This is a genomic window from Rhizobium sp. PEPV16 (assembly GCF_008919455.1).
Lineage (GTDB): Bacteria > Pseudomonadota > Alphaproteobacteria > Rhizobiales > Rhizobiaceae > Rhizobium > Rhizobium leguminosarum_Q.
In genome coordinates, this window is record NZ_VSZV01000356.1 from 259,547 (window position 1) to 280,490 (window position 20,944).

Consider the following 20,944-nt stretch of genomic DNA (forward strand, 5'->3'; position numbering starts at 1 on the left):
GCGTGCGGAGAGAAAGACCTGCGGCTCGAAGGCAAAATCCTTGTCGAAGGGGTAGGTCGGATGCTGCTTGCGCAGCCGCGGCAGGCGCTCGACGAACTGGTCGACGACACCTGTCGACAGCGCCATCAGGTTGGGATTGGCAATCGGCGCCAGTTCCGGCGAGAGATATCCCGACTTGACGACGATGATTTTCGCCCGGTGCGGGTCGAGGCCGAGCCGGGTGAAATCGGCGATATTGTGATAAGGCCGGCGCTTGGCGGAAAGCACGAGATCGATGCCACTGACCGACACCACCGCCTGGCGGTCAGAGGGATCGGAAGTTTCGTGGAGGAGTTTGACAGTGAAACGGCCAGAGACCGGCTTACTGCCTTTGGTGTCGAGCGAGGCGCCGACGCTGAGGTCCAGTTCCGCCCCGATGCCGGCGGCATAACAGGCCTCAGTCGCCGCCTTGTCGGCGATGCCGGCAAAGACGACGCCGGTGGCGCCCCTGGCGATCAACTCGGCCAATACCTCGGCCCGGTCTCCGACACCGCCGCCGGTCGGATTGTCGCCGGATTCGGCAAGCACAACAGGGGTGGTGGGGCTTGCGATCGCCCTTTCGACGCATTCCTCGACCGAGCCTGTCTCGCAGCCAAAGACAAAGTCCTCGCGCGCATCCCAATAAGCCCTCGCGAGGCGTTTCGCTTCGCGCTCCAGAACAGCGCGATCGGTGCCGGTCATGATGGCGGCAGCGGTGGCGCGCGGTTCGTCGGCCCAGACATAGCCGACCATCAGCGATGCATCCCAGACGCCGTCGATCGCATCGATCCCGGGCAGCATCTCACAGAGGCTCTTTGCCGGCTCATCGACGGTGCTGGTGCGCTCGCCGGGCAGCACGACCGGGATCGGCGCCCAGAGAAGGGTCGGCCTCACGCCGGTTTTCAGGCTCTTTACCAGCATGGAGACGGAGCGGCGCATCGCCTCCTCGACATCGATATGCGGCGCGGTGCGGTAGGTGGAATAGATATCGAGCGCATCGATGATGCGTTGGGTGACGTTGCCGTGCAGGTCATAGCTGGCCGAAACCGTGCAATCCTTGCCGACCAGCGCACGGGCCGCACTGATCCAGTCGCCTTCGGCATCCTCCATGCCTTCGACATACATGGCGCCATGCATGGCGAGATAGAGACCGTCGAGCGGCAGCATCGGCTTCAACCGCTCGAGGAATTCACCCTTGAAGGCCTCGTAGGTGGCGCGCGAAACCGGGCCGCCGGCAATGGCGCGCGCATGGATCGTCGGCAGGAATTCGGCATCGTAATCCTTGAGGAAGGCGAAATACGGCGCGTCCAGTAGCGCCTCGCCGCGCACGACGCGAAAGTCCTTCTCCTCGTTCAGGACGGGATTGTATGTGCTGCACTCGATATGAATGCCACCGACGGCGATGCGCATGGGAAACCTCAGTTGATGTTGGGAGCAATCAGGAAGTTATGGGCGATGCTGGCAACTCGGCTCCAGCGCCGGTATCGATGCGCCGGGTGCGGATCGGTGTCGCTCGAAAGAGTTCGTGCTGCGATAAACTGAACATGCGGGATCCGATCCGACGACGCGTCCTTTTTGCCTCGACAATAAGTTTACAAACGAACCAATCAACCAAAATAAATTACCGTTTGATCTTCTAAGCCGGCGTCGAGGTGGAAGGTGCCTTAATGGTGAGCCCCGGCCGACTCGGTTTTTTCCGTCGGTTGCCGCGGGCCGATTGCTGCTGACAAACACGGCCGCGTCGCCATAAAGAAAAAGTCCACTTCGGGATCCCGAAATTCCCCCGCTTGGGGATTCCGAAATTCGTCGCGTTTTGGGCGGTGTCGCCGTGGGGAAACATCCAATGATTTCAACATCCCAACCAATTTCGGGATTCCGAAGTGCTATATAGATTATGGTGGAGGCGTGCTGCCCGATGAAGTCAGCGCAGCGCTCGACAGGTTCGCCGAACAGGAAGTCGAGCGCCCACCCACTCCACATGAGTTTCGGAACCCAGACGGTTCCTTGCCGTGCGATGGCGCAAGGGCGTCAATCGTGGCTCTATGCAAACATCTAATTTTATCGGTTGAGAACGAGGCCCGGTGGCGAAGGCAACCTATCCTGGAGAATAGGTTTTTGACCTCGAAAGTTTTTGATATTTACCCTGCATCGCACAACGCGAATAATCAAAAGCACGGCGAAATCGCTCGCGACATTGGGGCATGTCATGGGTAGTAGGACTGACGACGTCGGCCACCATAGGCGGATGCTCAATGAGCCCGCGATTGTTGTCGGGATCGCACATAAGCAGCGCCTGTCAACGAGCGCGCAACCATGAGCTCGCCTTGCTCCAGTGATCCTCTCGAGAGCTCGCCGGATGAGACAATCGAGGCGCGCCGGGACGAAATGCCGGCTGCTGACCACAATCCTGCAAACGAGATGTCGCGCGTTCTGAGGACTGCGCCAATTCATCTTGCGGCAGACCCCTCCGGCGGTGCAATCGCCCACTGGAATCACGGCCCCTTGCATGATGTCGTCGAGCCCATGACCGACCACGTCATCATGGCCTACAACGGCGCGATACAGCGCATGGAACGGCGGTCCGGAAGATCGATCGAGAGCGGAACGTTTCGTCGCGGGGTTGTGATCATCATCCCCGCTGGATCAAGCTCCCGATGGGATATTCCAAAACCGGTTGATGTCGTTCAACTCTATCTTCCCCGCACGACACTGACGCGCATCGCCGACGAAACCGATACTTTCACGCCGACCGATCTCTTGGAGCGAACGGCGCATCCGGACCTCATTACATCCCGATTGCTCCTGAGCGCAGCCGATGTCCTGGAAGGCAATACGGCACTGGATACACTGTTCAGGCAGCAGTTGACCGACCTTCTGGCCACGCGCCTGCTGGCTGCGCACACAGGCAAGGCACCGAACTATCAGCCGGCGCTCGGCGGCCTCGCGCCGAGCGTGCTGCGCCGGGCTATCGAACGATTGCGGTCGGACGCCGACGCGGACGTCTCCCTCGGGGCCCTCGCTGCCGATTCCGGGCTGTCGCGTTTTCATTTCTGTCGCGCTTTCAAGGAAAGCACGGGGCTTTCACCTCACAACTGGCTGCGTCAATATCGGCTCGAACAGGCCATAAACATGTTGCGCGATCCTCAAAATTCGATCGCGTTGGTCGCAGCCTCCCTCGGCTATGCCTCGCAAACAGCATTTGCAGCTGCATTCCGAAAATTGACCGGTGAAACACCGACTGATTGGCGACGCCGCCACGGCTGATCGTAATCTCCTTTCGCCCTCGCCTCAGATCCGGACGGTTCCGTTCTTCGCTTCCACGCCATCGGCTCGAGTACGCGACGACCATGCCGCGCAATCCCCTGGCATGGCGTTCGTCGCAGCCTCACTTGACTGCGCCTCGCAAACAGCCTTGGCCGCCACATTGCCGAAGCTGACCAGTAAAACGCCGGGCGATGAACTGCGGCGCACCCGCTAAACCGCAATTGCTCTGCAATGGCGCCAATCCCTCTGGCGCAGCCGCAGACGTGTTTCGCTAAACCACCATTGCGCCCATGCCAATAGATCCCGCGGAGACAAGGATGGTCTGGGACACCGATTACGGGCCGGTCGCAACCAAGCGACCCGTAGCGGCTTGCATATCCGATTTTAGCAACTGTCCGTCCGGCGATGACGGGCGCCGAAACAAATATTCTCCAAAAGGATCAGCACAATGACCTCCATTACAACTAGCGACGGTGTTCAGCTTTTTTACAAGGACTGGGGACCGAAGTCCGCTCAGCCGATCGTCTTTCACCATGGCTGGCCCCTCAGCTCCGACGATTGGGATAATCAAATGCTCTTCTTCCTCGGCAAAGGCTTTCGCGTGATCGCTCATGATCGCCGCGGCCACGGCCGATCGAGCCAGGTGAGTGACGGTCATGACATGGATCACTACGCCTCCGATGTTGCCGCAATGATCGACTACCTCGATCTTCGCAACGCGATCCATGTCGGCCACTCTACCGGCGGCGGTGAAGCCGCGCGGTATGTCGCGCGGTACGGCAAAGGTCGCGTTACCAAACTGATCCTGATTGCGGCCGTGCCGCCATTGATGTTGAAGACCGGCGCCAATCCCGGCGGTTTGCCGATCGAGGCATTCGACGGATTGCGCAGCCAGCTTGCTGCCAACCGTTCGCAGTTCTATCGCGATTTTCCGAGCGGCCCCTTCTACGGTTACAACCGCCCGGGTGCCGAGCCGTCGCAGGCGGTGATCTCAAATTGGTGGCGTCAGGGCATGATGGGCGGCGCGAAAGCGCATTACGAAGGCATTAAGGCATTCTCGGAGACAGATTTCACCGAGGACCTGAAGAGCATCACCGTGCCGACGCTGGTGTTGCATGGCGATGACGACCAGATCGTTCCCATCGGTGCTGCCGCTCCATTGTCGGCAAAGCTCCTGCAGGCCGGCACGCTGAAAATCTACGAGAAACTGCCGCATGGGCTGTGCACGACCCATGCAGATGTCGTCAATGCCGACATGCTGGCCTTCATCACCGCCTGAGCGACATCGCTTCACCAATCCGCGCGCCATCGTTGCCGACCATCTCGCCCGCCCATCGGGAGCGGCAACGGTGACGCGCGGCCCTTTGAAACTACAAACCATGGAGTGAATAATATGAGACTTGTGATTGTAGGCGCCGGGTTCGCCGGCATGTACGCCGCACTTTCCGCGGCCCGCCTGCGCGATATCGAAGGCGTTTCGCCCGAAGAGCTCGAAATCGCGCTGGTTTCCCCGGAACCGACGCTCGTCATCCGCCCGCGGCTTTATGAGTCGAAGCCCGAGAGCCTGACGGCACCTTTGGAGGATGTATTTGATGCCGTCGATGTCGCCTACGTGCAGGGCAGCGTTGAAACGGTCGACACGAAGGCCGGCACCGTAGACGTCGTCAACGCCAAGGGCGAACGAAAGTCCCTTCAGTATCATCGCCTTGTGCTCGCCACCGGCAGCCGGCTGTTCCGTCCGAATATTCCCGGCCTCGCCGAATACGCCTTCAGCGTCGATAACATCGATGACGCCGTTGCCCTTGATCTCCACCTGCACGAGCTTGCGAAGATGCCGGCCTCGGCTGCACGCGACACAATCGTTGTTGCCGGCGCCGGTTTCACTGGTATCGAGGCGGCGACAGAGATGCCTTCGCGGCTGCGGACCCTGTTCGACAAAACCGCCAATCCACGTGTCATTATCGTCGACCGCAGCAGCGCGGTAGCCCCCGACATGGGCGAAGGTCCGCGGCCGATCATCGAGGAAGCACTTCGCAAGCTCGGCGTGGAAACGCGGCTCAATGCCGGCGTTTCATCGCTGGATAGATCCGGAGTTACGCTGAGTACCGGCGAGCATATCGAAACCATGACCGTGATCTGGGCGGCAGGCATACGGGCCAATCCGCTGACCACCAAAATTCCCGGCGAGCGTGACAAGTTCGACCGGCTGCTGGTCGATGGCTGCCTGCGCGTGCCGTCCGTACCCGGCGTCTTCGCCACCGGGGATGCGGCGCGCGCCGCTTGCGACGACTGCGGCAACTATGCACTGATGTCGTGCCAGCACGCCACACGCATGGGCGCCTTCGCGGGCAACAATGCCGCCGCTGAACTGCTGGGCGTGCCAGCACGGCAATATCATCAGGAGGCCTATGTCACCTGCCTCGATCTCGGCGATGCCGGAGCCCTCTTTACGCGAGGATGGGATCGCAAGGTGGAGATGGTCGGCGAGAAAGCGAAGGCGACCAAGCGGGAGATCAACACCGTCTGGATCTATCCACCGAAGCCCGAGCGCGCCGCTGCGCTGGCCTCAGCTGATCCGGAGTATGTGACCAAATTGTGATCGGATCCCGAACTGAGGCTGCGCTCTGAATAAGAGCGCAGCTTGCCATATTCCGGCTTGTTCATGACCCAACTCATCTTTCATCGATCATCTCTTCCCGAGCGCTTTCGGCTCGTAAGCGATCTTTGAAGGCGTGCGATACCATCGGGCTGGTGCGGCGCGATGCTTGCCATAAAAGGCACGAGACTCATGCCGGTAAAGAAAAGGATCTCGACGATCAGGCGACCTGTCTGACGGTTTGCGCCCTGAATGTGCCACACGATCATCCCGGCAATTCCCAGAGTGCCGATCAGGACGAGCAGCAGGAAGTTGTCATCACGTGACATAGCTGGGTCCACCGATCATGGTTTGCGTCAATGAATTGCCGGGCACGACATCGTGTGCCCGGCCAGATCGCCTATTTCTTGATTGGGAAGGTCAGTTCCTGCTCACCGGTATCGACCACGAAGACAGCGAGCAGCTTTGCCGGCTTAGTCTTGCTGGCGTTCTCGCTGACGCCGTGGCGATCGCCCGGAAATTCCGAAAAGCTTTCACCGGCGCTATAGACAGTGACGGGGCCATCGTTGACCTGACTGCGGATCGCACCTTCGAGAACGGTCGCGTATATGAAGGCGGACACTGGATGTGTATGGCCCTCCGAGAAACCACCCGGAGCATATTCGACGAGAACGCCCTTCATGCTCTTGCCGGGTACGTTCGGCAGTTTGTGGTCATAGACCAGCGTAACCTTTGCGCCGCCCCCGCCACCGGGCGCATCATGCGCAAGAGCCGAACCTGACAGGAGAGCCGTCAATGCGACGGCAAAAGCCAATGACTTGATCATGTTTATCGTCCTTTCATGATTTGGAGTAGATTGCCATTTTTCTAACATATTGTTTTGTATATCTTTTCGACGTTTTTTGTAGCCATCAAATTGTAATGACAGGCGCATGGGCCGCTTATCAGGCGGCCAATGCGCAACTCGTTATTTTCTGGGCGTTGTCGCAAACCAATCGTCGAAACCGATGCGGCCGATGCGAGGATGATTGTCGGAGACGAGGGAACCGTCTTCCAGTTTGGTGCCGAAATAGCGGGCATCCGGATCTGCGATAACGGTGCGGGAATCTCCGATCGCCTTGAGGTAGCGCGCGGCGAAATCGCAAAGACGCGCACGCTCGGGGCCGCAGATTTCGATAATGCCGTTAACCGGCGCAGCAAGCGCCGCGTCAGCCACGAAATCGGCGACGTCGTCGGACGCGATCGGCTGCAGGGAACCTGTCGACAGGCGGGCCGTGTCGCCAACCGTGCCCTCCTGGGCGATGCCGCCGAGAAATTCCATGAACTGTGTGGAACGCACGATGGTGTAGGGAGTGCCGGCTTCCCGGATGATCTTTTCCTGGGCGACCTTGGCTCGAAGATAGCCGCTATCCGGCAACCGATCCGTGCCGACGATGGAAAGCGCGATGTGGTGTTTCACGCCGGCCTCGATTTCCGCTGCCATCAGGTTCTTGCCCGCCGTCTGAAAGAATTCAAGCACGGCCTTATCCTCGAAGGATGGCGAGTTCGCGAGGTCGATCACCACGTCGGTATTCTTCAGTGCTTCCGCCAAGCCCTCTCCGGTGAGAGTATTGACGCCGGTTTTCGGGGCAGCGGCAATGACCTCATGCCCTTTCTTGCGCAGGCGCTCTGCTGTCTTTGAACCGATCAGGCCGGTTCCGCCGATAATCACGATTTTCATAAGATGCTCCATTTGTTATGCGCCCATGCGGTGCGCGTGGTTCAATAGGTGGATAGGTGAAGGCCTGGTTGACGCTCGGGCTTGAAGGCCGCGCTGGACGCGGCCTTCAAGGATGCACGCTTTGGTTCGGCCTCAATTCGCCAACCGGTCAGTAGTCCCAGAAGACCGGGACCCAACGAAAGGCGTCGCCGTCGACCGCGACATGGCCAACGGAAGGAAACGGCATATGCGTCGCCACCAGCAGTTCGCCGGTCGCTGCCAGCTCCTGCAAAAGCCGGACCCGAACGCGGGCAGCCTCCTCGGGGTCATGTTCGAAGCCGTTGAACCAGTCGGGGTGGTCGAACCCGACCGCGAACACGGCGTCGCCGGCAAACATCAGCCGGTCGTTGCCTGAAGCAACGCGGACCACGCTGTGCCCAGGGGTGTGCCCGCCGGTACGAGAGACGACCACGCCCGGCGCCACTTCATGCTCATCCTCGAACAGCCTGAGATGGCTGCGATACTCTTTGGCGAACCGCTTGGCGGCCGCCCGAAGCGCGTCGGGGAAGCCCGCCGGCATGGAGACGTGGGAGAAATCGGGCGACTCCCAGAATTTGACCTCGGCAGCCGCCACATGGATCCGCAGGTCCGGATTCAATTGTTCCTTCACCCCGTCGACGAGCAGCCCGCCAACGTGGTCCATGTGCATGTGTGTAAGCACCACGTCGGTCACGGATCCAAGATCGATGCCGGCGGCCTCCAGTCGCTTCATCAACTGCCCGGCCCGCGGCAAGTTCAAGTCCGGGTCCAATCCCAGCCCAGCGTCGATAAGGATGGTCTGCCCGCCGCTGCGCACCACGACCACGTTCAGTGCCCAGTCGAAGGCGTCCTGCGGCAGGAACATGTCGCCCAGCCAGGCGGCCCGGGCGGCCGGCTCGGCGTTGTGTCCCAACATCGCGGTTGGGAGCGGCAGCACCCCATCGCTGATCACCAGCACGTCAATCTCGCCGATCCGCACCGCATAGCGCGACGGAACCAGCTCTTCGGGCACCGGTCTGCTGGGATGTAAGGTGTTGTCCAGTTTCATGCTTGCCTCCTGAGTGTTATTGATCATCTGGTTCATCTTTGAAAACTCCTGTGTTCTATCCTGGTGCTAATCCTGGGTGGCTTACGCTTCCCGGGCGGGAGGCGCGGTCAATGCGGGTGAAGTCTTTAGCGATCGGCGACACACTCACTGCTGGCGTGTCCTCTAATGATCTAGCGAAACCGATCTGCGGCTGCGCCAGAACGATTGCTGCCGCTGCAGAGCAATTGCTGTTGACGCAGGCGCATGCGGCAATCGCCCGGGGTTTCGCCGATTTGTTGGATGCAACCGCGAGAGAAACGTCCCGCAATGATCCTCATAGACATCCTGGCCTTCGGGATCGTCGTTTACGTGGTTCTCGACTGCTTCGAGCTTAGGGTCGGCATCCTATATCTCCGCTCCGTCGGTGAGCTGATTGGGGCATGGGAGACCTTACCCCGACGATGCGCGAGACCGGCGGACCTGAATTCGACCAACCCCAACATCAGGTGCTCAGATGGCTTCGAGGGCTTTTGCCTCGCGGGCGATGAAATCGCAGACCAGTTTTACGCGCAACGGCACGATGCGACCAAAGGCGTGAAGTGCATTGAAGGAAGCGCTCGGGAACGCAAACCCCGCCGCGAGTGTAACAAGCGTGCCGCCTGCCAGGTCTTTCGCGACCAGACATCGCAGAAGATAGGCCGCTCCCAGCCCATTCAGCGCAGCCTGAATGAGTGCGGTCCCTGAGTCGCAATCGACGCGCCCGAAGGGAATGAAGCTCGTCCCGTCCGGCAGGCGCAGAGGCTGCGTGATACCACCCAGCGCATAGCGGACAAAGGGCAGAGCCGCCAGCGCTTCGGCAGTTGCAGGATTGCCCCAGGTCTTCAGAAAGGTCGGAGACCCGACGATCGTCATCGGCAGGTCGGCCAGGTGACGAACCATGAGGTCCCCCGGCGCGGGATTTCCAACGCGCAGCACAACGTCGTAGTCCTCCCTGATCAGATCGACGAACCGATCCGTAAGTCCGACTTCGAGATGCAGGTTCGGATAGTCGGCTGCAAAGCTTCCGAAGAGGCGCGGCAGCAGTAGAGGCGCCATTTCGCTAGGCATGCTGATGCGCAAGCGACCCGAGGGCGCAACGTCGGAGCTGATCGCCTCTTCACTTGCATCCAGGTCCCGCAACAGCGGCGCAACGCGGTCGAAGAAAAGTTGCCCGTCCTGGGTAAGCATCAGGGCGCGCGTGGAGCGCAGGAACAGCCGGGCGCCAATCTTCTTTTCCAGCCGCGCCACGCTCTTCGACACCGCTGACGGTGTCGTTGCCAGATCGCGGGCCGCGGCGCTGAACGATCCGGCCTCTACCGTTCGCACAAAAGCCATCAATCCGGGCATCTCGTTGAGCAGATTCGGCATTTGCACCTCCGCGGCACAGATCATGTGCCCGCCCATGATCTAATGACGAAGGGTGGCAGCGTTTATCTAATTTCTCGTTGAAAGGAGATAAACAATGCAACACCTCAAAAACAAGGTCGCCGTCATCACCGGCGGCAATAGCGGCATCGGCAAGGCGACCGCTCGGCTGTTCGCGGAAGAAGGAGCGCAGGTCATCATTTCCGGGCGCCGGCAGGATGCTGTCGACCGCGCCGTGCAAGAAATCGGTCCGTCGGCCATCGGCTTCGTGGGTGATGCCGCCGACCTGGAAGATCATCGCAGGCTGGCTGACACCGTGAAGAGCCGCTTCGGCGGGCTCGACATCTACATGGCCAATGCTGGGATCATCAATCTCACCACCTCCGCCGAGGTGACTCCGGCAGACTATGACCGGCATTTCGCAATCAATACGCGCGGCGTGTTCTTCGGCGTGCAGACGATCGCCCCTCTGATCCGCGACGGCGGAAACATCATCGTTACGAGCTCGCTCGCGGCCACGAAGGTCCTCCCGGACCATACCGTCTATGCCGGTTCAAAGGCAGCAACCGCCGCCTTTGCGAAAAACTGGGCGATCGAATTTAAGTCGCGGCGGATCCGCGTCAACATCCTGAGCCCAGGACCGGTCGAGACGGAAATCCTCGCCAAGCTGGGCGTATCGGAGGCCGAGCGGCCGGCATTCGAAGATTACATGGCTTCCCTGATCCCCGCCGGCCGTCTCGGCCGACCGGAAGAGTTGGCGCGCGCCGCACTCTTCCTCGCCTGCGATGCAGGAAGCTTTGTCAACGGGATCGAGCTTCATGTCGATGGCGGAATGACCCTGGCTTAAAAGGCCTGCCCTTTGCCAGCCCCAACGGGCTCTACAACCTGTCGAAGCTGTCGGTCTGATGGCTGAGGCTCGGCAGGTATCGAACGCATCAAACCATCCGCAGCAGAACGGTCGCCACGAGCGCATGCATCTGACGTTGAAGAAGGAGGCCACCCGTTCGGCACGAGGTTTCACCCCAGTCCCAGGGACAATCTGTTACCTATGTGTCGGGAATGGACAATTGGGAAACTGGAGCGGGCGAAGGGATTCGAACCCTCGACCCCAACCTTGGCAAGGTTGTGCTCTACCCCTGAGCTACACCCGCTCAATCCACATCGGTCCGGGGTAGTTGTTGGACCGTGGGCGCCGCCTCGCGGCGACCGGCGCTATATGGCCTAACGGGTTTTCAAATGCAACAGGGAAATGACGGAGAGGCGAAGAAAAATTCCGGTGTTCGCAGCGGCCCAGCGGAAAGGCCGCAAATGCGAGGCAAAGCGTCGGTCGCAAAGATTGCCAAACGATGTGGACCGACTTAATCAGAACGCCTCGCTTTTTTCCCTTCCTGCCCAATGGATTGCTCCATGTCCGAAAATGCCCCGAAGACAAGAGAAGAATTGTTTGCCTTTCTGGACGGGCTCGGCATTGCCCATAAGACGGTCGACCATGCGCCGGTCTTCACCGTGGCCGAATCGGTGGCGCTGCGCGATGAAATCCCCGGCGGCCACACCAAGAACCTGTTCGTCAAAGACAAGAAGGACAGGTATTTTCTGCTGACCGTGGAGGAAAATGCTGCCGTCGACCTCAAGCAGGTGCATAATGCAATCGGCGGGTCCGGCCGGGTTTCCTTCGGCAGACCGGAGAAGCTGATGGAGTATCTCGGCGTCGTTCCGGGTGCGGTGACCGCCTTCGGCGCGATCAACGATACTGCGGAGAATGTCACCTTCGTGCTCGATGCCGAGCTGATGGCGCACGAGATCGTCAACTGCCATCCGCTATCCAACGATGCGACGACCTCGATCGCGAGCAGCGATCTCATCCGTTTCATGGAAGCGACCGGACATAAGCCGCTTGTCTTGAAAGTGACGTCCTGACATACGATTTTAGCGCTAAAGCGCGTCGCGATCTTTTAGATTCGCTTGCCGCGCTTTAGTCTCTGGTTTTGCGCATGCCTTTATCGCAAAACCGCACCACAGTTTTGCGCGACATGCTTTAGCAAAGACGCCGGCAGGATCGGCGCGGCGGGAGATACCTATGAGCGGCAGCGACAACCCCTATAACGCTTCCTTCGGAAATCAGATGACGGCGAGCACAAGCTTCGGCGCGGCACCACAGCCCGCGGCTGCGGCCGGCAGCTACATCACGGAGACGACGACCGCGAATTTCGCCAAGGACGTCATCGAGGAATCGCGCAAGCAGCCGGTGCTGGTCGATTTCTGGGCGCCCTGGTGCGGTCCGTGCAAGCAGCTGACGCCCGTCTTGGAGAAGGTCATCAACGAAGCCAAGGGCCGCGTCCGGCTGGTCAAGATGAATATCGACGACCATCCCTCGATCGCCGGCCAGCTCGGCATCCAGTCGATCCCTGCCGTCATCGCCTTCGTCAACGGCCGTCCTGCCGACGGTTTCATGGGCGCGGTGCCGGAAAGCCAGATCCAGCAGTTCATCGACCGTATCGCCGGTCCGGCCGGCGCCGACGAGGCGGCGGAAATCGAAGCCGTGCTTGCGGAAGCGGCGGAACTGCTTGCCGCCGGCAATATCAACGAGGCCGCTCAGCTCTACGGCGCCGTGATGCAGGCCGACCCCGAGAATGCCAAGGCGCTTGCCGGCATGGCCGAATGCATGATCGCCGCCAACCAGCATCAGCGGGCGCGCGAAATACTGACGGAATTGCCGGAAGAGCTGGCGAAAGACGCCGGCATCCAGGCGGTGCTGATGAAGCTCGAGCAGATCGAGGAAGCCCGCAAACTCGGCGATCCCGTTGCGCTCGAGCGTGAACTGGCCGCCAATCCCGATGACCACGAGGCGCGGATCAAGCTCGCCAAGATCCGCAATGTCGAAGGCCGGCGCGACGAGGCGGCCGACCATCTGCTGCTGATCATGCGCAAGGACCGTGCCTTCGACGATGATGGCGCCCGCCGCCAGCTGCTGCAGTTCTTCGAGGTCTGGGGCTTCAAGGATCCGGCGACGGTTGCAGCGCGCCGCAAGCTTTCGGCGATGCTGTTCTCGTAGGGCGCGGCGCGTCCGACAAGACAGGCTAACCCTTTGAACCTACGCATAGTGCTTTTCGAAAATCGATTCCGATTTTCCGGGTATGCGCCACTGCATAATTCCTTAAATCGGAATCGATTCAGGGACTAAACCATACAATGATTCAAAGTGTTACGGCGTCCTTCGCGCGTCTAAAAAGACGCGCGGCGCTGTAAGTTTCGAGCATCTGCCCTTGCGTTTTCGGACGAGGGCACCACATTCTCGTCAAGACGGGCATGCCCGTTACAAGAATGCGGGACGGTTTCATGCAAGTCGGGAATGCCAGATACCTGAAGCCGGGCGATCTGCCTGATGTGATCGCTGTCTTCCCCCTGACCGGCGCCCTCCTCCTGCCGGCCGGGCAGCTTCCCCTCAACATTTTCGAGCCGCGCTATCTGGCGATGCTGGATGCAGCACTGACCGGAAACCGGCTGATCGGCATGGTGCAGCCGGCGCTCGGCGAACACGAGGACAAGGGCGGCGAGCCCAACCTTGCCGCTGTCGGTTGCCTCGGCCGCATCACCTCCTTCGCCGAGACCGGCGACGGGCGCTATATCGTATCGCTGACCGGCGTCTGCCGCTTCCGGCTGCTGGAGGAGAAAGCGACCAGCGATCCCTTCCGCACCTTCCGCATCGCCCCTTTTATCGCCGACCTCTCGGCCGAGAACGAGGAGGAGGCGGTCGACCGCGCAGCGCTTCTGACCGCCTTCAAGGCCTATCTCGATGCCAACAAGCTGGAGGCAGACTGGGAGAGCGTCGAGCGGGCGAGCAATCTGACGCTCGTCAATTCGCTGGCGATGATGTCGCCCTTCGGGCCGGCGGAAAAACAGGCGCTGCTGGAGGCGCCGGACCTGAAGACGCGGGCAGAGACGCTGATCGCCATTACCGAAATCGTGCTGGCGCGCGTCTTCGGTGACTCCGACACGGTTCTGCAGTAGACTTCAGCCATGGACGAAAAACTCAGCCGCGTCGATCCAAAGCTGCTCGATCTCCTGGTCTGCCCGCTCTCCAAGGGGCGGCTTTCCTATGATCGCGAGCACAATGAACTCGTCTCGGAAAAGGCGCGGCTTGCCTATCCGATCCGCGACGGCATTCCAATCATGCTGGTGTCCGAAGCCCGCCGCCTCGACGACTAAAGCAATTCCAGGAAGCGGGTTTCCCCGGCAAAGCGCGAGGCGCTTTTGCCGCGTATTGCGTAAAAGGTTAAATCGTCTGGCCGGCAAGCAGCCGCGGATTGTCCTTTGCCGTCGTTCCGGCCGCCTGGCCGATGAAGAAGGATTTGAGGCGCGGCAGCCGGTCGACGATGCCGAGGCCGACGTCGCGGGCGATGCGGATCGGCGTCGCGTCGTTGGAGAAGAGCCGGTTCAGCACGTCGGTCGTCACCCCCATGCGGAACGTGTCGAAGCGCCGCCAGGTCTGGTAGCGCTCGAGAATGTTGATCGAGCCGATATCGAGGCCGAGGCGGTCGGCTTCCACGATGGTTTCGGCAAGTGCCGCCACATCCTTGAAGCCGAGATTGAGCCCCTGACCGGAAATCGGGTGGATGCCGTGGGCGGCGTCGCCGGCCAGCGCGAAACGCGGCGCGACGAAGGCGCGGGCGAGCGTCAGGCCGAGCGGGAAGGCGCGCTTGTCGCCGATCACTTTCAGGCTCCCAAGCTTGTGGCCGAAGCGGCGTTCGAGCTCTTCCTCGAAGATCAGATCGTCGGCGGCGACCAGCCGGTTGGCATCCGGCGTGCGCTCCGTCCAGACGAGCGAGGAATGGTTGTTCTTGAGCGGCAGGATGGCGAAGGGGCCGGCCGGCAGAAAATGTTCCTCGGCGCATCCGCCATGCGGCCGCTCGTGTTCGACGGTTGCAACGATGCCGGACTGGCCGTAGTCCCAAGTGACGGTCCTGATGCCGGCGAGATCGCGCAGCGTCGAGCGCACGCCGTCGCAGGCAACCAGCAGCCGGGTTTCCAGCGCGCTGCCGTCCGAAAGCGTGACGGTGGCATGGGTGTCGTGGGTCTTCAGCGCCGTAGCGCCGAGCCCGTGGCGGATGTCGATGCCGAGCCGGTTGCAGGCACCGCGCAGGGCTGCGACCATCGCGACATTCGGGATCATGTGGGCGAAGGGCCGGCCGTCGGCCACTTCGCCGTCGAAGGTCAGAAACACCGGACGCACCGGATCGGAGGTCTTGGAGTCGGTGACGATCATTTTGGTGATCGGTTGGGCTTCCGGTTCGATCTCGTTCCAGATGCCGAAGACCTCGAGCATCTTCGCCGCCGCCGCGATGATGGCGGAAGCGCGCGTATCGCTTTTCCAGACATGCTCGGGGGCCGCCTCGACGACGGCGACATTCAGATGGGGTGCTGCCTGTTTGACCGCGACAGCGGCGGAAAGGCCGACATAACCCCCGCCCACAACCAGCATATCAAGCATCGCGCCGCTCCCGTACCTTATGCCTCAGATGTGCTCTATATAGATCATCGCAACTTCACTTCCTACCGCTGGGAGACATAGAAAATGACGGGCGAGACATCAGGGCCTTCGGCGATGGAGACGCTGCTTTCGACGCTCGATCTCGAGCCGATCGAGGTCGATATCTTCCGCGGCCGCAGCCCCAAGGTCGGCTGGCAGCGGGTCTTCGGCGGCCAGGTGATCGGCCAGGCGCTGATGGCGGCGCAGCGCACCATCGAGGGCGAGCGTTTCGTCCATTCGCTGCATGCCTATTTCATGCGTCCCGGCGATCCCACGGTGCCGATCATCTATCGGGCAGAGCGCATCCGCGACGGATCGAGCTTCAACACGCGGCGCGTCGTCGCCATCCAGCATGGCAAGGCGATCTTCGCGCTGTCGGCCTCCTTCCAGGTGGAGGAGCCGGGCTTCGAGCACCAGATCGCGATGCCTAAGGTTGAAATGCCGGAGGCGCTGCTCGGCGAGCAGCAGATCAAGGAGCAGTATCTCGCCCATGCGCCGGAAGCGATCCGAAAATACTGGCAGCGTGAGCGGCCGATCGAGATCCGCCCCGTCTCGCTGACGCATTATTTTTCCGAAAGGAAGCTCGATCCGAAACAGGACGTCTGGGTGCGCGCCACCGGCCCGGTCCCCGACGACCGGCTCTACCAGGCGGCGGTGCTTGCCTATCTTTCGGACATGACGCTGCTCGATACGTCGCTCTATGCGCACGGAACGTCCATCTTCGACCAGAGCCTGCAGGTGGCGAGCCTCGATCACTCCATGTGGTTCCACAGACCCTGCAAACTCGACGACTGGCTGCTTTATACGCAGGACAGTCCGTCGGCTTCAGGTGCCAGAGGATTAACCCGGGGTAGCCTATTTACACGATCCGGTAGCCTGATCGCATCGGTCGCGCAGGAAGGCCTGATTCGGAAAAAGGCAAATGAATAAATAATGTGCAACTTTACAAATTTGCGCGTTATTTGTGCGCTTATTGGCCAATCATTTGCCTGTTTATTGGCACTCTTTATTATAACCTATACTTTTCAATAACTTACGTATTGCCTCGAATCTGGCACGTCCCTTGAATGTGTATTGGCCGGTCGCTGTTCAGGAACGTCAGCGGCAAGGAGAGTCGGCTCCGCGCCGAGGATAACGAAGGATGGGAAACCAGATGAAAATTGTGATGGCCATTATCAAGCCGTTCAAGCTCGATGAGGTCCGCGAAGCCCTTACGGCGATCGGTATTCAGGGGCTGACCGTAACCGAAGTGAAGGGCTACGGGCGCCAGAAGGGGCACACCGAAATCTATCGCGGCACCGAATATGCAGTCAGCTTCCTGCCGAAGCTCAAGATCGAAATCGCGGTTGCATCGGAACTCGTCGACAGGGCGGTCGAGGCCATCGCGGCAGCGGCCAAGACCGGTCAGATCGGTGACGGCAAGATCTTCGTCTATTCGATCGACCATGCCGTGCGCATCCGTACGGGCGAAACCGATTCAGAAGCGCTGTAAGAACGGCAGATCAAGGAGCTTTTTCCAATGTCAATTTCGAAGTTTTCTTCCACCTTTGCGCGTCTTTGCGCAGCTTCGGCCGCCCTTCTGGCGCCGGCCGTCGCTTTTGCGCAGGAGGCTGCACCAGCCGCTACTGCCGCTGCTGCTCCTGCTCTCACCATGGACAAGGGTGACAATACCTGGATGCTCGTCTCCTCGGCGCTCGTCCTTCTGATGACCATCCCCGGCCTTGCGCTTTTCTACGGCGGTCTCGTCCGTGCCAAGAACATGCTCTCGGTGCTGATGCAGGTCTTCATGATCACGGCCGTCGTGGCGCTGATCTGGGTGACCTACGGCTATTCGCTCGCCTTCACCGATGGCGGTTCGCTGAACAGCTTCGTCGGCGGCTTCTCCAAGGCCTTCCTCGCCGGCGTCAACACCTCGTCGCTCGTAGAAACCTTCTCGAAGGGCGTCGCCATTCCGGAATACACTTTCATCGTGTTCCAGATGACGTTTGCCTGCATCACGCCCGGCCTGATCGTCGGCGCATTCGCCGAGCGCATCAAGTTCTCGGCAGTCATGCTCTTCGTCGTGCTCTGGGTCACCTTCATCTACTTCCCGATGGCGCACATGGTCTGGTTCTGGGGTGGTCCGAGCTCCTACACCTCGCCGGCCGGCCTGATCTTCTCCTACGGCGCAATCGACTTTGCCGGCGGCACGGTCGTTCACATCAATGCCGGTATCGCGGGCCTCGTCGGCGCAATCATGCTCGGCAAGCGCACGGGCTATAAGAAGGAAATCATGGCTCCGCATTCGATGACGCTGACCATGGTCGGCGCCTCGCTGCTCTGGGTCGGCTGGTTCGGCTTCAATGCCGGCTCCAACCTCGAAGCCAATGCCTACGCTTCTCTCGCTATGATCAACACCTTCGTCGCAGCGGCTGCCGCCGCTGTGTCCTGGTGCATCGTCGAAACCCTCACCCGCGGCAAGGCTTCCATGCTCGGTGGCGCTTCCGGCGCGGTTGCCGGTCTCGTCGCCATCACCCCGGCGGCAGGCTTTGCCGGCCCGATGGGCTCGATCGTTCTCGGCCTCCTCGTTTCGCCGGCCTGCTACTTCTTCGTCGACGTCGTGAAGAACAAGTTCAACTACGACGACAGCCTCGATGTTTTCGGCGTCCATTGCGTCGGCGGCATCATCGGCGCTCTCGGCACCGGTATCCTCGTCAACCCGGCGCTCGGCGGTGCAGGCATCGTCGATTATTCGACCGCCGATTTCGCAGCCTCCTATGCCGGCACGGCAACCCAGGTCTGGAACCAGGCCAAGGGCGTGCTGACGACGCTGCTGTGGTCCGGTATCGGCTCGGCGATCCTCTACAAGATCGTCGACGTCGTCATCGGCCTGCGTGTTACCGTTGAAGCCGAACGCGAAGGTCTCGACCTTTCGACCCACGGCGAAGCCGCCTACCACTCTTCCTGATCACAGGGTTTGCGGCGCCCGGCAGAAGGGCGCCGCATCACAGCCCGTCGCGGCCTATCTAACCATAGACCGCATTTGGCCCGGACCTTTCAAGGTTCGGGCTTTTTTTCATTTCCCGGTTCGGAATGCACGTCCAGGCATGCATGGTTAACATCGCTTTAACCCGGCTCTGATTAGGTAGAGCGGACGCATTTTGGCACCGACGCTTCAGCGATTCGCGTGTCCTCAGGCATTGGACGGGTTAGACACATGGCAAGAAGCACGTCGCCGGCGATGGATGGCCGTCCGGATCGGTTTTCCTTCTCGGCATTCATGCTGCGGCAGATCCAGGCGCTCATCGGCTTTGCGATCTTTCTGCTGCTGGCGTTCTGCGTCGCGGCGCTGGCGACATGGAATGTTGCGGATCCGAGCTATTCCTATGCGACCGCCAACCTGCCGACGAATATTCTCGGTTACAGCGGGGCTGCCTTTGCCGATATCGTCATGCAGTTCCTCGGGCTTGCCAGCGTCGTTTCGATGCTGCCGATCGTCGCCTGGGCGCTGACGCTGATCTCGGGCCGCCGCTTCAGCCGTATTCCTGCCCGTGCCGGCGCCTGGTTCGGCGGTTCGGTGCTTTCCTGCGCCGTCCTCGGCTGCTTTCCGCCGCCGCTCACCTGGCCGATCCCGAACGGCATCGGCGGTGTCATCGGCGACATGATCCTGCGTTTTCCCGCACTCTTCGCCGGCGCCTATCCGACGGGCACCTTCGCCATGGTCGTCGGTTGCATCTTCGCCGCGCCGACCGCCTGGCTGATGCTCTTTGCATCAGGCCTTGTCGGCCGCAGTGACGCCGACGAGGAGATCGAGGAAGACTACGTCGATACGCGCAGCAAGGCCCGCGTCGTCGGAGACGAGGACGAGGAGGAAGACGAGTCCCGCTGGGTCGCTCTCAGCGGCGCCGTGACGCATGCCTGGTACATGAGCCAGGGCCGACTGCGCCGGCTGTTCGGCATGGGTCCGCGCAAGCGGCGCCAGGGCGATTACGAATCACCTTATGATTTCAACGATGACGAGTTCGGCACGCTGAACGAACCCGTGCGCGCCAAGGCGCCGACCGTCCGCGGCGAGCGCATGGAGCCGTCGATGGAGCCGTCGATGGGGTCAAGAACGGCTTCGCCGCGGCGCATCGTCTCCGCGCCGTCGATGTCCATCGATGATGACGATGATAATGACGACGACCTGCCCTTCGATAACGACATGCCGCCGCGCCCGGCCGATATCCTGCCCGACGACGATGACGACGACTGGATGATCCGCGCACCGGCAAAAGCGGCCGGCAAGCCGGAACCGCGCGTCGTTCCCGTCGTCGCACGTCCGAAGCCCAGCGCCCGCATCGAGCGGGAGGCGCAGGGCTCGTTCATCCGTCCCGAGGGTTTCCAGCTTCCGTCGATGCATCTGCTCGCCGAACCGAAGAACGTCGTGCGCGACTCCACGCTTTCGGCCGATGCGCTGGAGCAGAATGCCCGCATGCTCGAAGGCGTGCTCGAAGATTTCGGCGTCAAGGGCGAGATCATCCATGTCCGCCCCGGCCCTGTCGTCACGCTCTACGAACTGGAGCCGGCGCCCGGTATCAAGTCGTCGCGCGTCATCGGCCTTGCCGACGATATCGCCCGCTCGATGAGCGCGATTGCCGCCCGCGTCGCCGTCGTGCCCGGCCGCAACGCGATCGGCATCGAATTGCCGAACCAGACGCGCGAAACCGTCTATCTGCGTGAACTCATCGCCTCCCGGGATTTCGAAGGCAGCAAGGCGAAGCTCGCCATGGCGCTCGGCAAGACGATCGGCGGCGAAGCCGTCATCGCCGATCTCGCCAAGATGCCGCATCTGCTCGTCGCCGGCACCACCGGCTCCGGCAAGTCGGTCGCCATCAATACGATGATCCTGTCGCTGCTCTACCGCATGACGCCGGAACAGTGCCGGTTGATCATGATCGACCCGAAGATGCTCGAACTCTCCGTCTATGACGGCATCCCGCACCTGCTTTCACCTGTCGTTACCGATCCGAAGAAGGCCGTCGTGGCGCTCAAATGGACCGTGCGCGAGATGGAAGAGCGCTATAAGAAGATGTCGAAGATCGGCGTGCGCAACATCGACGGCTTCAACACCCGCGTCGAGCAGGCGCTGTCGAAGGGCGAGGCGATCTCGCGCACGGTGCAGACCGGATTCGACCGCCATACTGGCGAGGCGATGTACGAGACCGAAGAATTCGATCTGCGGCCGATGCCCTATATCGTCGTGATCATCGACGAGATGGCCGACCTGATGATGGTCGCCGGCAAGGATATCGAAGGCGCCGTCCAGCGCCTGGCGCAGATGGCGCGTGCGGCCGGCATCCACGTGATCATGGCGACACAGCGTCCGTCGGTCGACGTCATCACCGGCAC

The 20,944-nt window shown here is 61.0% G+C and carries 19 protein-coding genes and 1 tRNA gene; 12 read left to right on the forward strand and 8 right to left on the reverse strand.

The genetic code is table 11. The features are described from left to right. On the reverse strand, positions 1-1,428 hold a 1,428-nt coding region (locus tag FY112_RS35615), incomplete at its 3' end, for a M81 family metallopeptidase (protein ID WP_151520505.1). A gap of 903 nt (positions 1,429-2,331) precedes the next feature. Between FY112_RS35615 and FY112_RS35620 the strand changes: the two genes are divergently transcribed. From FY112_RS35620 to FY112_RS35635, 3 genes are all read left to right on the forward strand, one after another. Next, a complete protein-coding gene (locus FY112_RS35620) occupies positions 2,332-3,282 on the forward strand; it encodes an AraC family transcriptional regulator (protein ID WP_151520425.1) in 951 nt (316 codons plus the stop codon). A 448-nt stretch (positions 3,283-3,730) separates the two neighbouring features. Continuing rightward, on the forward strand, positions 3,731-4,561 hold the full coding sequence (locus tag FY112_RS35630) for an alpha/beta hydrolase (RefSeq protein WP_020052076.1): 831 nt from the start codon (positions 3,731-3,733) through the stop codon (positions 4,559-4,561). Between the two features lie 114 nt (positions 4,562-4,675). Continuing rightward, positions 4,676-5,881: an NAD(P)/FAD-dependent oxidoreductase gene (locus tag FY112_RS35635; protein WP_151520426.1), complete on the forward strand. Its 1,206-nt coding sequence runs from the start codon at positions 4,676-4,678 to the stop codon at positions 5,879-5,881. An 80-nt stretch (positions 5,882-5,961) separates the two neighbouring features. Here FY112_RS35635 and FY112_RS35640 read toward each other — a convergent pair whose 3' ends face one another. The 5 genes from FY112_RS35640 to FY112_RS35660 form a co-directional block, all read right to left on the reverse strand. Further along, on the reverse strand, positions 5,962-6,207 hold the full coding sequence (locus FY112_RS35640; RefSeq protein ID WP_027666968.1) for a hypothetical protein: 246 nt from the start codon (positions 6,205-6,207) through the stop codon (positions 5,962-5,964). Between the two features lie 71 nt (positions 6,208-6,278). Continuing rightward, a complete protein-coding gene (locus tag FY112_RS35645) occupies positions 6,279-6,704 on the reverse strand; it encodes a cupin domain-containing protein (protein WP_151520427.1) in 426 nt (141 codons plus the stop codon). 141 nt (positions 6,705-6,845) lie between these two features. Next, positions 6,846-7,598 (reverse strand): SDR family oxidoreductase, encoded by a 753-nt coding sequence (locus FY112_RS35650; protein ID WP_151520428.1) that lies wholly within the window; start codon positions 7,596-7,598, stop codon positions 6,846-6,848. Between the two features lie 148 nt (positions 7,599-7,746). After that, on the reverse strand, positions 7,747-8,700 hold the full coding sequence (locus FY112_RS35655; protein ID WP_181018326.1) for an MBL fold metallo-hydrolase: 954 nt from the start codon (positions 8,698-8,700) through the stop codon (positions 7,747-7,749). A gap of 453 nt (positions 8,701-9,153) precedes the next feature. After that, positions 9,154-10,086: a LysR family transcriptional regulator gene (locus FY112_RS35660; RefSeq protein ID WP_181018327.1), complete on the reverse strand. Its 933-nt coding sequence runs from the start codon at positions 10,084-10,086 to the stop codon at positions 9,154-9,156. Positions 10,087-10,144: 58 nt separating this feature from the next. On the opposite strand from FY112_RS35660, the gene FY112_RS35665 reads away from it, so the two are divergent. Further along, a complete protein-coding gene (locus FY112_RS35665; protein ID WP_151520430.1) occupies positions 10,145-10,894 on the forward strand; it encodes a glucose 1-dehydrogenase in 750 nt (249 codons plus the stop codon). A gap of 229 nt (positions 10,895-11,123) precedes the next feature. Here the strand turns inward: FY112_RS35665 and FY112_RS35675 are convergent. Next, positions 11,124-11,198, reverse strand: a tRNA-Gly gene (locus tag FY112_RS35675). A gap of 256 nt (positions 11,199-11,454) precedes the next feature. Between FY112_RS35675 and FY112_RS35680 the strand changes: the two genes are divergently transcribed. The 4 genes from FY112_RS35680 (at position 11,455) to FY112_RS35695 (ending at position 14,253) form a co-directional block, all read left to right on the forward strand. After that, positions 11,455-11,964 (forward strand): prolyl-tRNA synthetase associated domain-containing protein, encoded by a 510-nt coding sequence (locus tag FY112_RS35680; RefSeq protein WP_131708638.1) that lies wholly within the window; start codon positions 11,455-11,457, stop codon positions 11,962-11,964. 160 nt (positions 11,965-12,124) lie between these two features. Further along, positions 12,125-13,099, forward strand: coding sequence for a thioredoxin (gene trxA, locus FY112_RS35685; RefSeq protein ID WP_151520431.1), 975 nt, complete (start codon positions 12,125-12,127; stop codon positions 13,097-13,099). 269 nt (positions 13,100-13,368) lie between these two features. After that, positions 13,369-14,055: an LON peptidase substrate-binding domain-containing protein gene (locus FY112_RS35690; protein WP_020052065.1), complete on the forward strand. Its 687-nt coding sequence runs from the start codon at positions 13,369-13,371 to the stop codon at positions 14,053-14,055. Between the two features lie 9 nt (positions 14,056-14,064). Next, positions 14,065-14,253 (forward strand): Trm112 family protein, encoded by a 189-nt coding sequence (locus FY112_RS35695; protein ID WP_017962471.1) that lies wholly within the window; start codon positions 14,065-14,067, stop codon positions 14,251-14,253. Between the two features lie 67 nt (positions 14,254-14,320). Here FY112_RS35695 and FY112_RS35700 read toward each other — a convergent pair whose 3' ends face one another. After that, positions 14,321-15,535, reverse strand: a complete 1,215-nt coding sequence (locus tag FY112_RS35700) for a ubiquinone biosynthesis hydroxylase (protein ID WP_151520432.1) — start codon at positions 15,533-15,535, stop codon at positions 14,321-14,323. Between the two features lie 84 nt (positions 15,536-15,619). On the opposite strand from FY112_RS35700, the gene tesB reads away from it, so the two are divergent. The 4 genes from tesB to FY112_RS35720 all read left to right on the forward strand — a co-directional run. Then, entirely contained in the window at positions 15,620-16,504 is an 885-nt protein-coding gene (tesB, locus tag FY112_RS35705) for an acyl-CoA thioesterase II (protein ID WP_131708640.1), read from the forward strand. A 211-nt stretch (positions 16,505-16,715) separates the two neighbouring features. After that, complete coding sequence (locus tag FY112_RS35710; protein WP_017962468.1) at positions 16,716-17,066, forward strand: P-II family nitrogen regulator; 351 nt, start codon at positions 16,716-16,718, stop codon at positions 17,064-17,066. Between the two features lie 27 nt (positions 17,067-17,093). Then, positions 17,094-18,521, forward strand: coding sequence for an ammonium transporter (locus FY112_RS35715; RefSeq protein WP_065281571.1), 1,428 nt, complete (start codon positions 17,094-17,096; stop codon positions 18,519-18,521). Between the two features lie 249 nt (positions 18,522-18,770). Beyond that, positions 18,771-20,944, forward strand: a 2,174-nt coding sequence (locus tag FY112_RS35720; protein WP_246700832.1) for a DNA translocase FtsK, incomplete at its 3' end; no start/stop codon positions are given.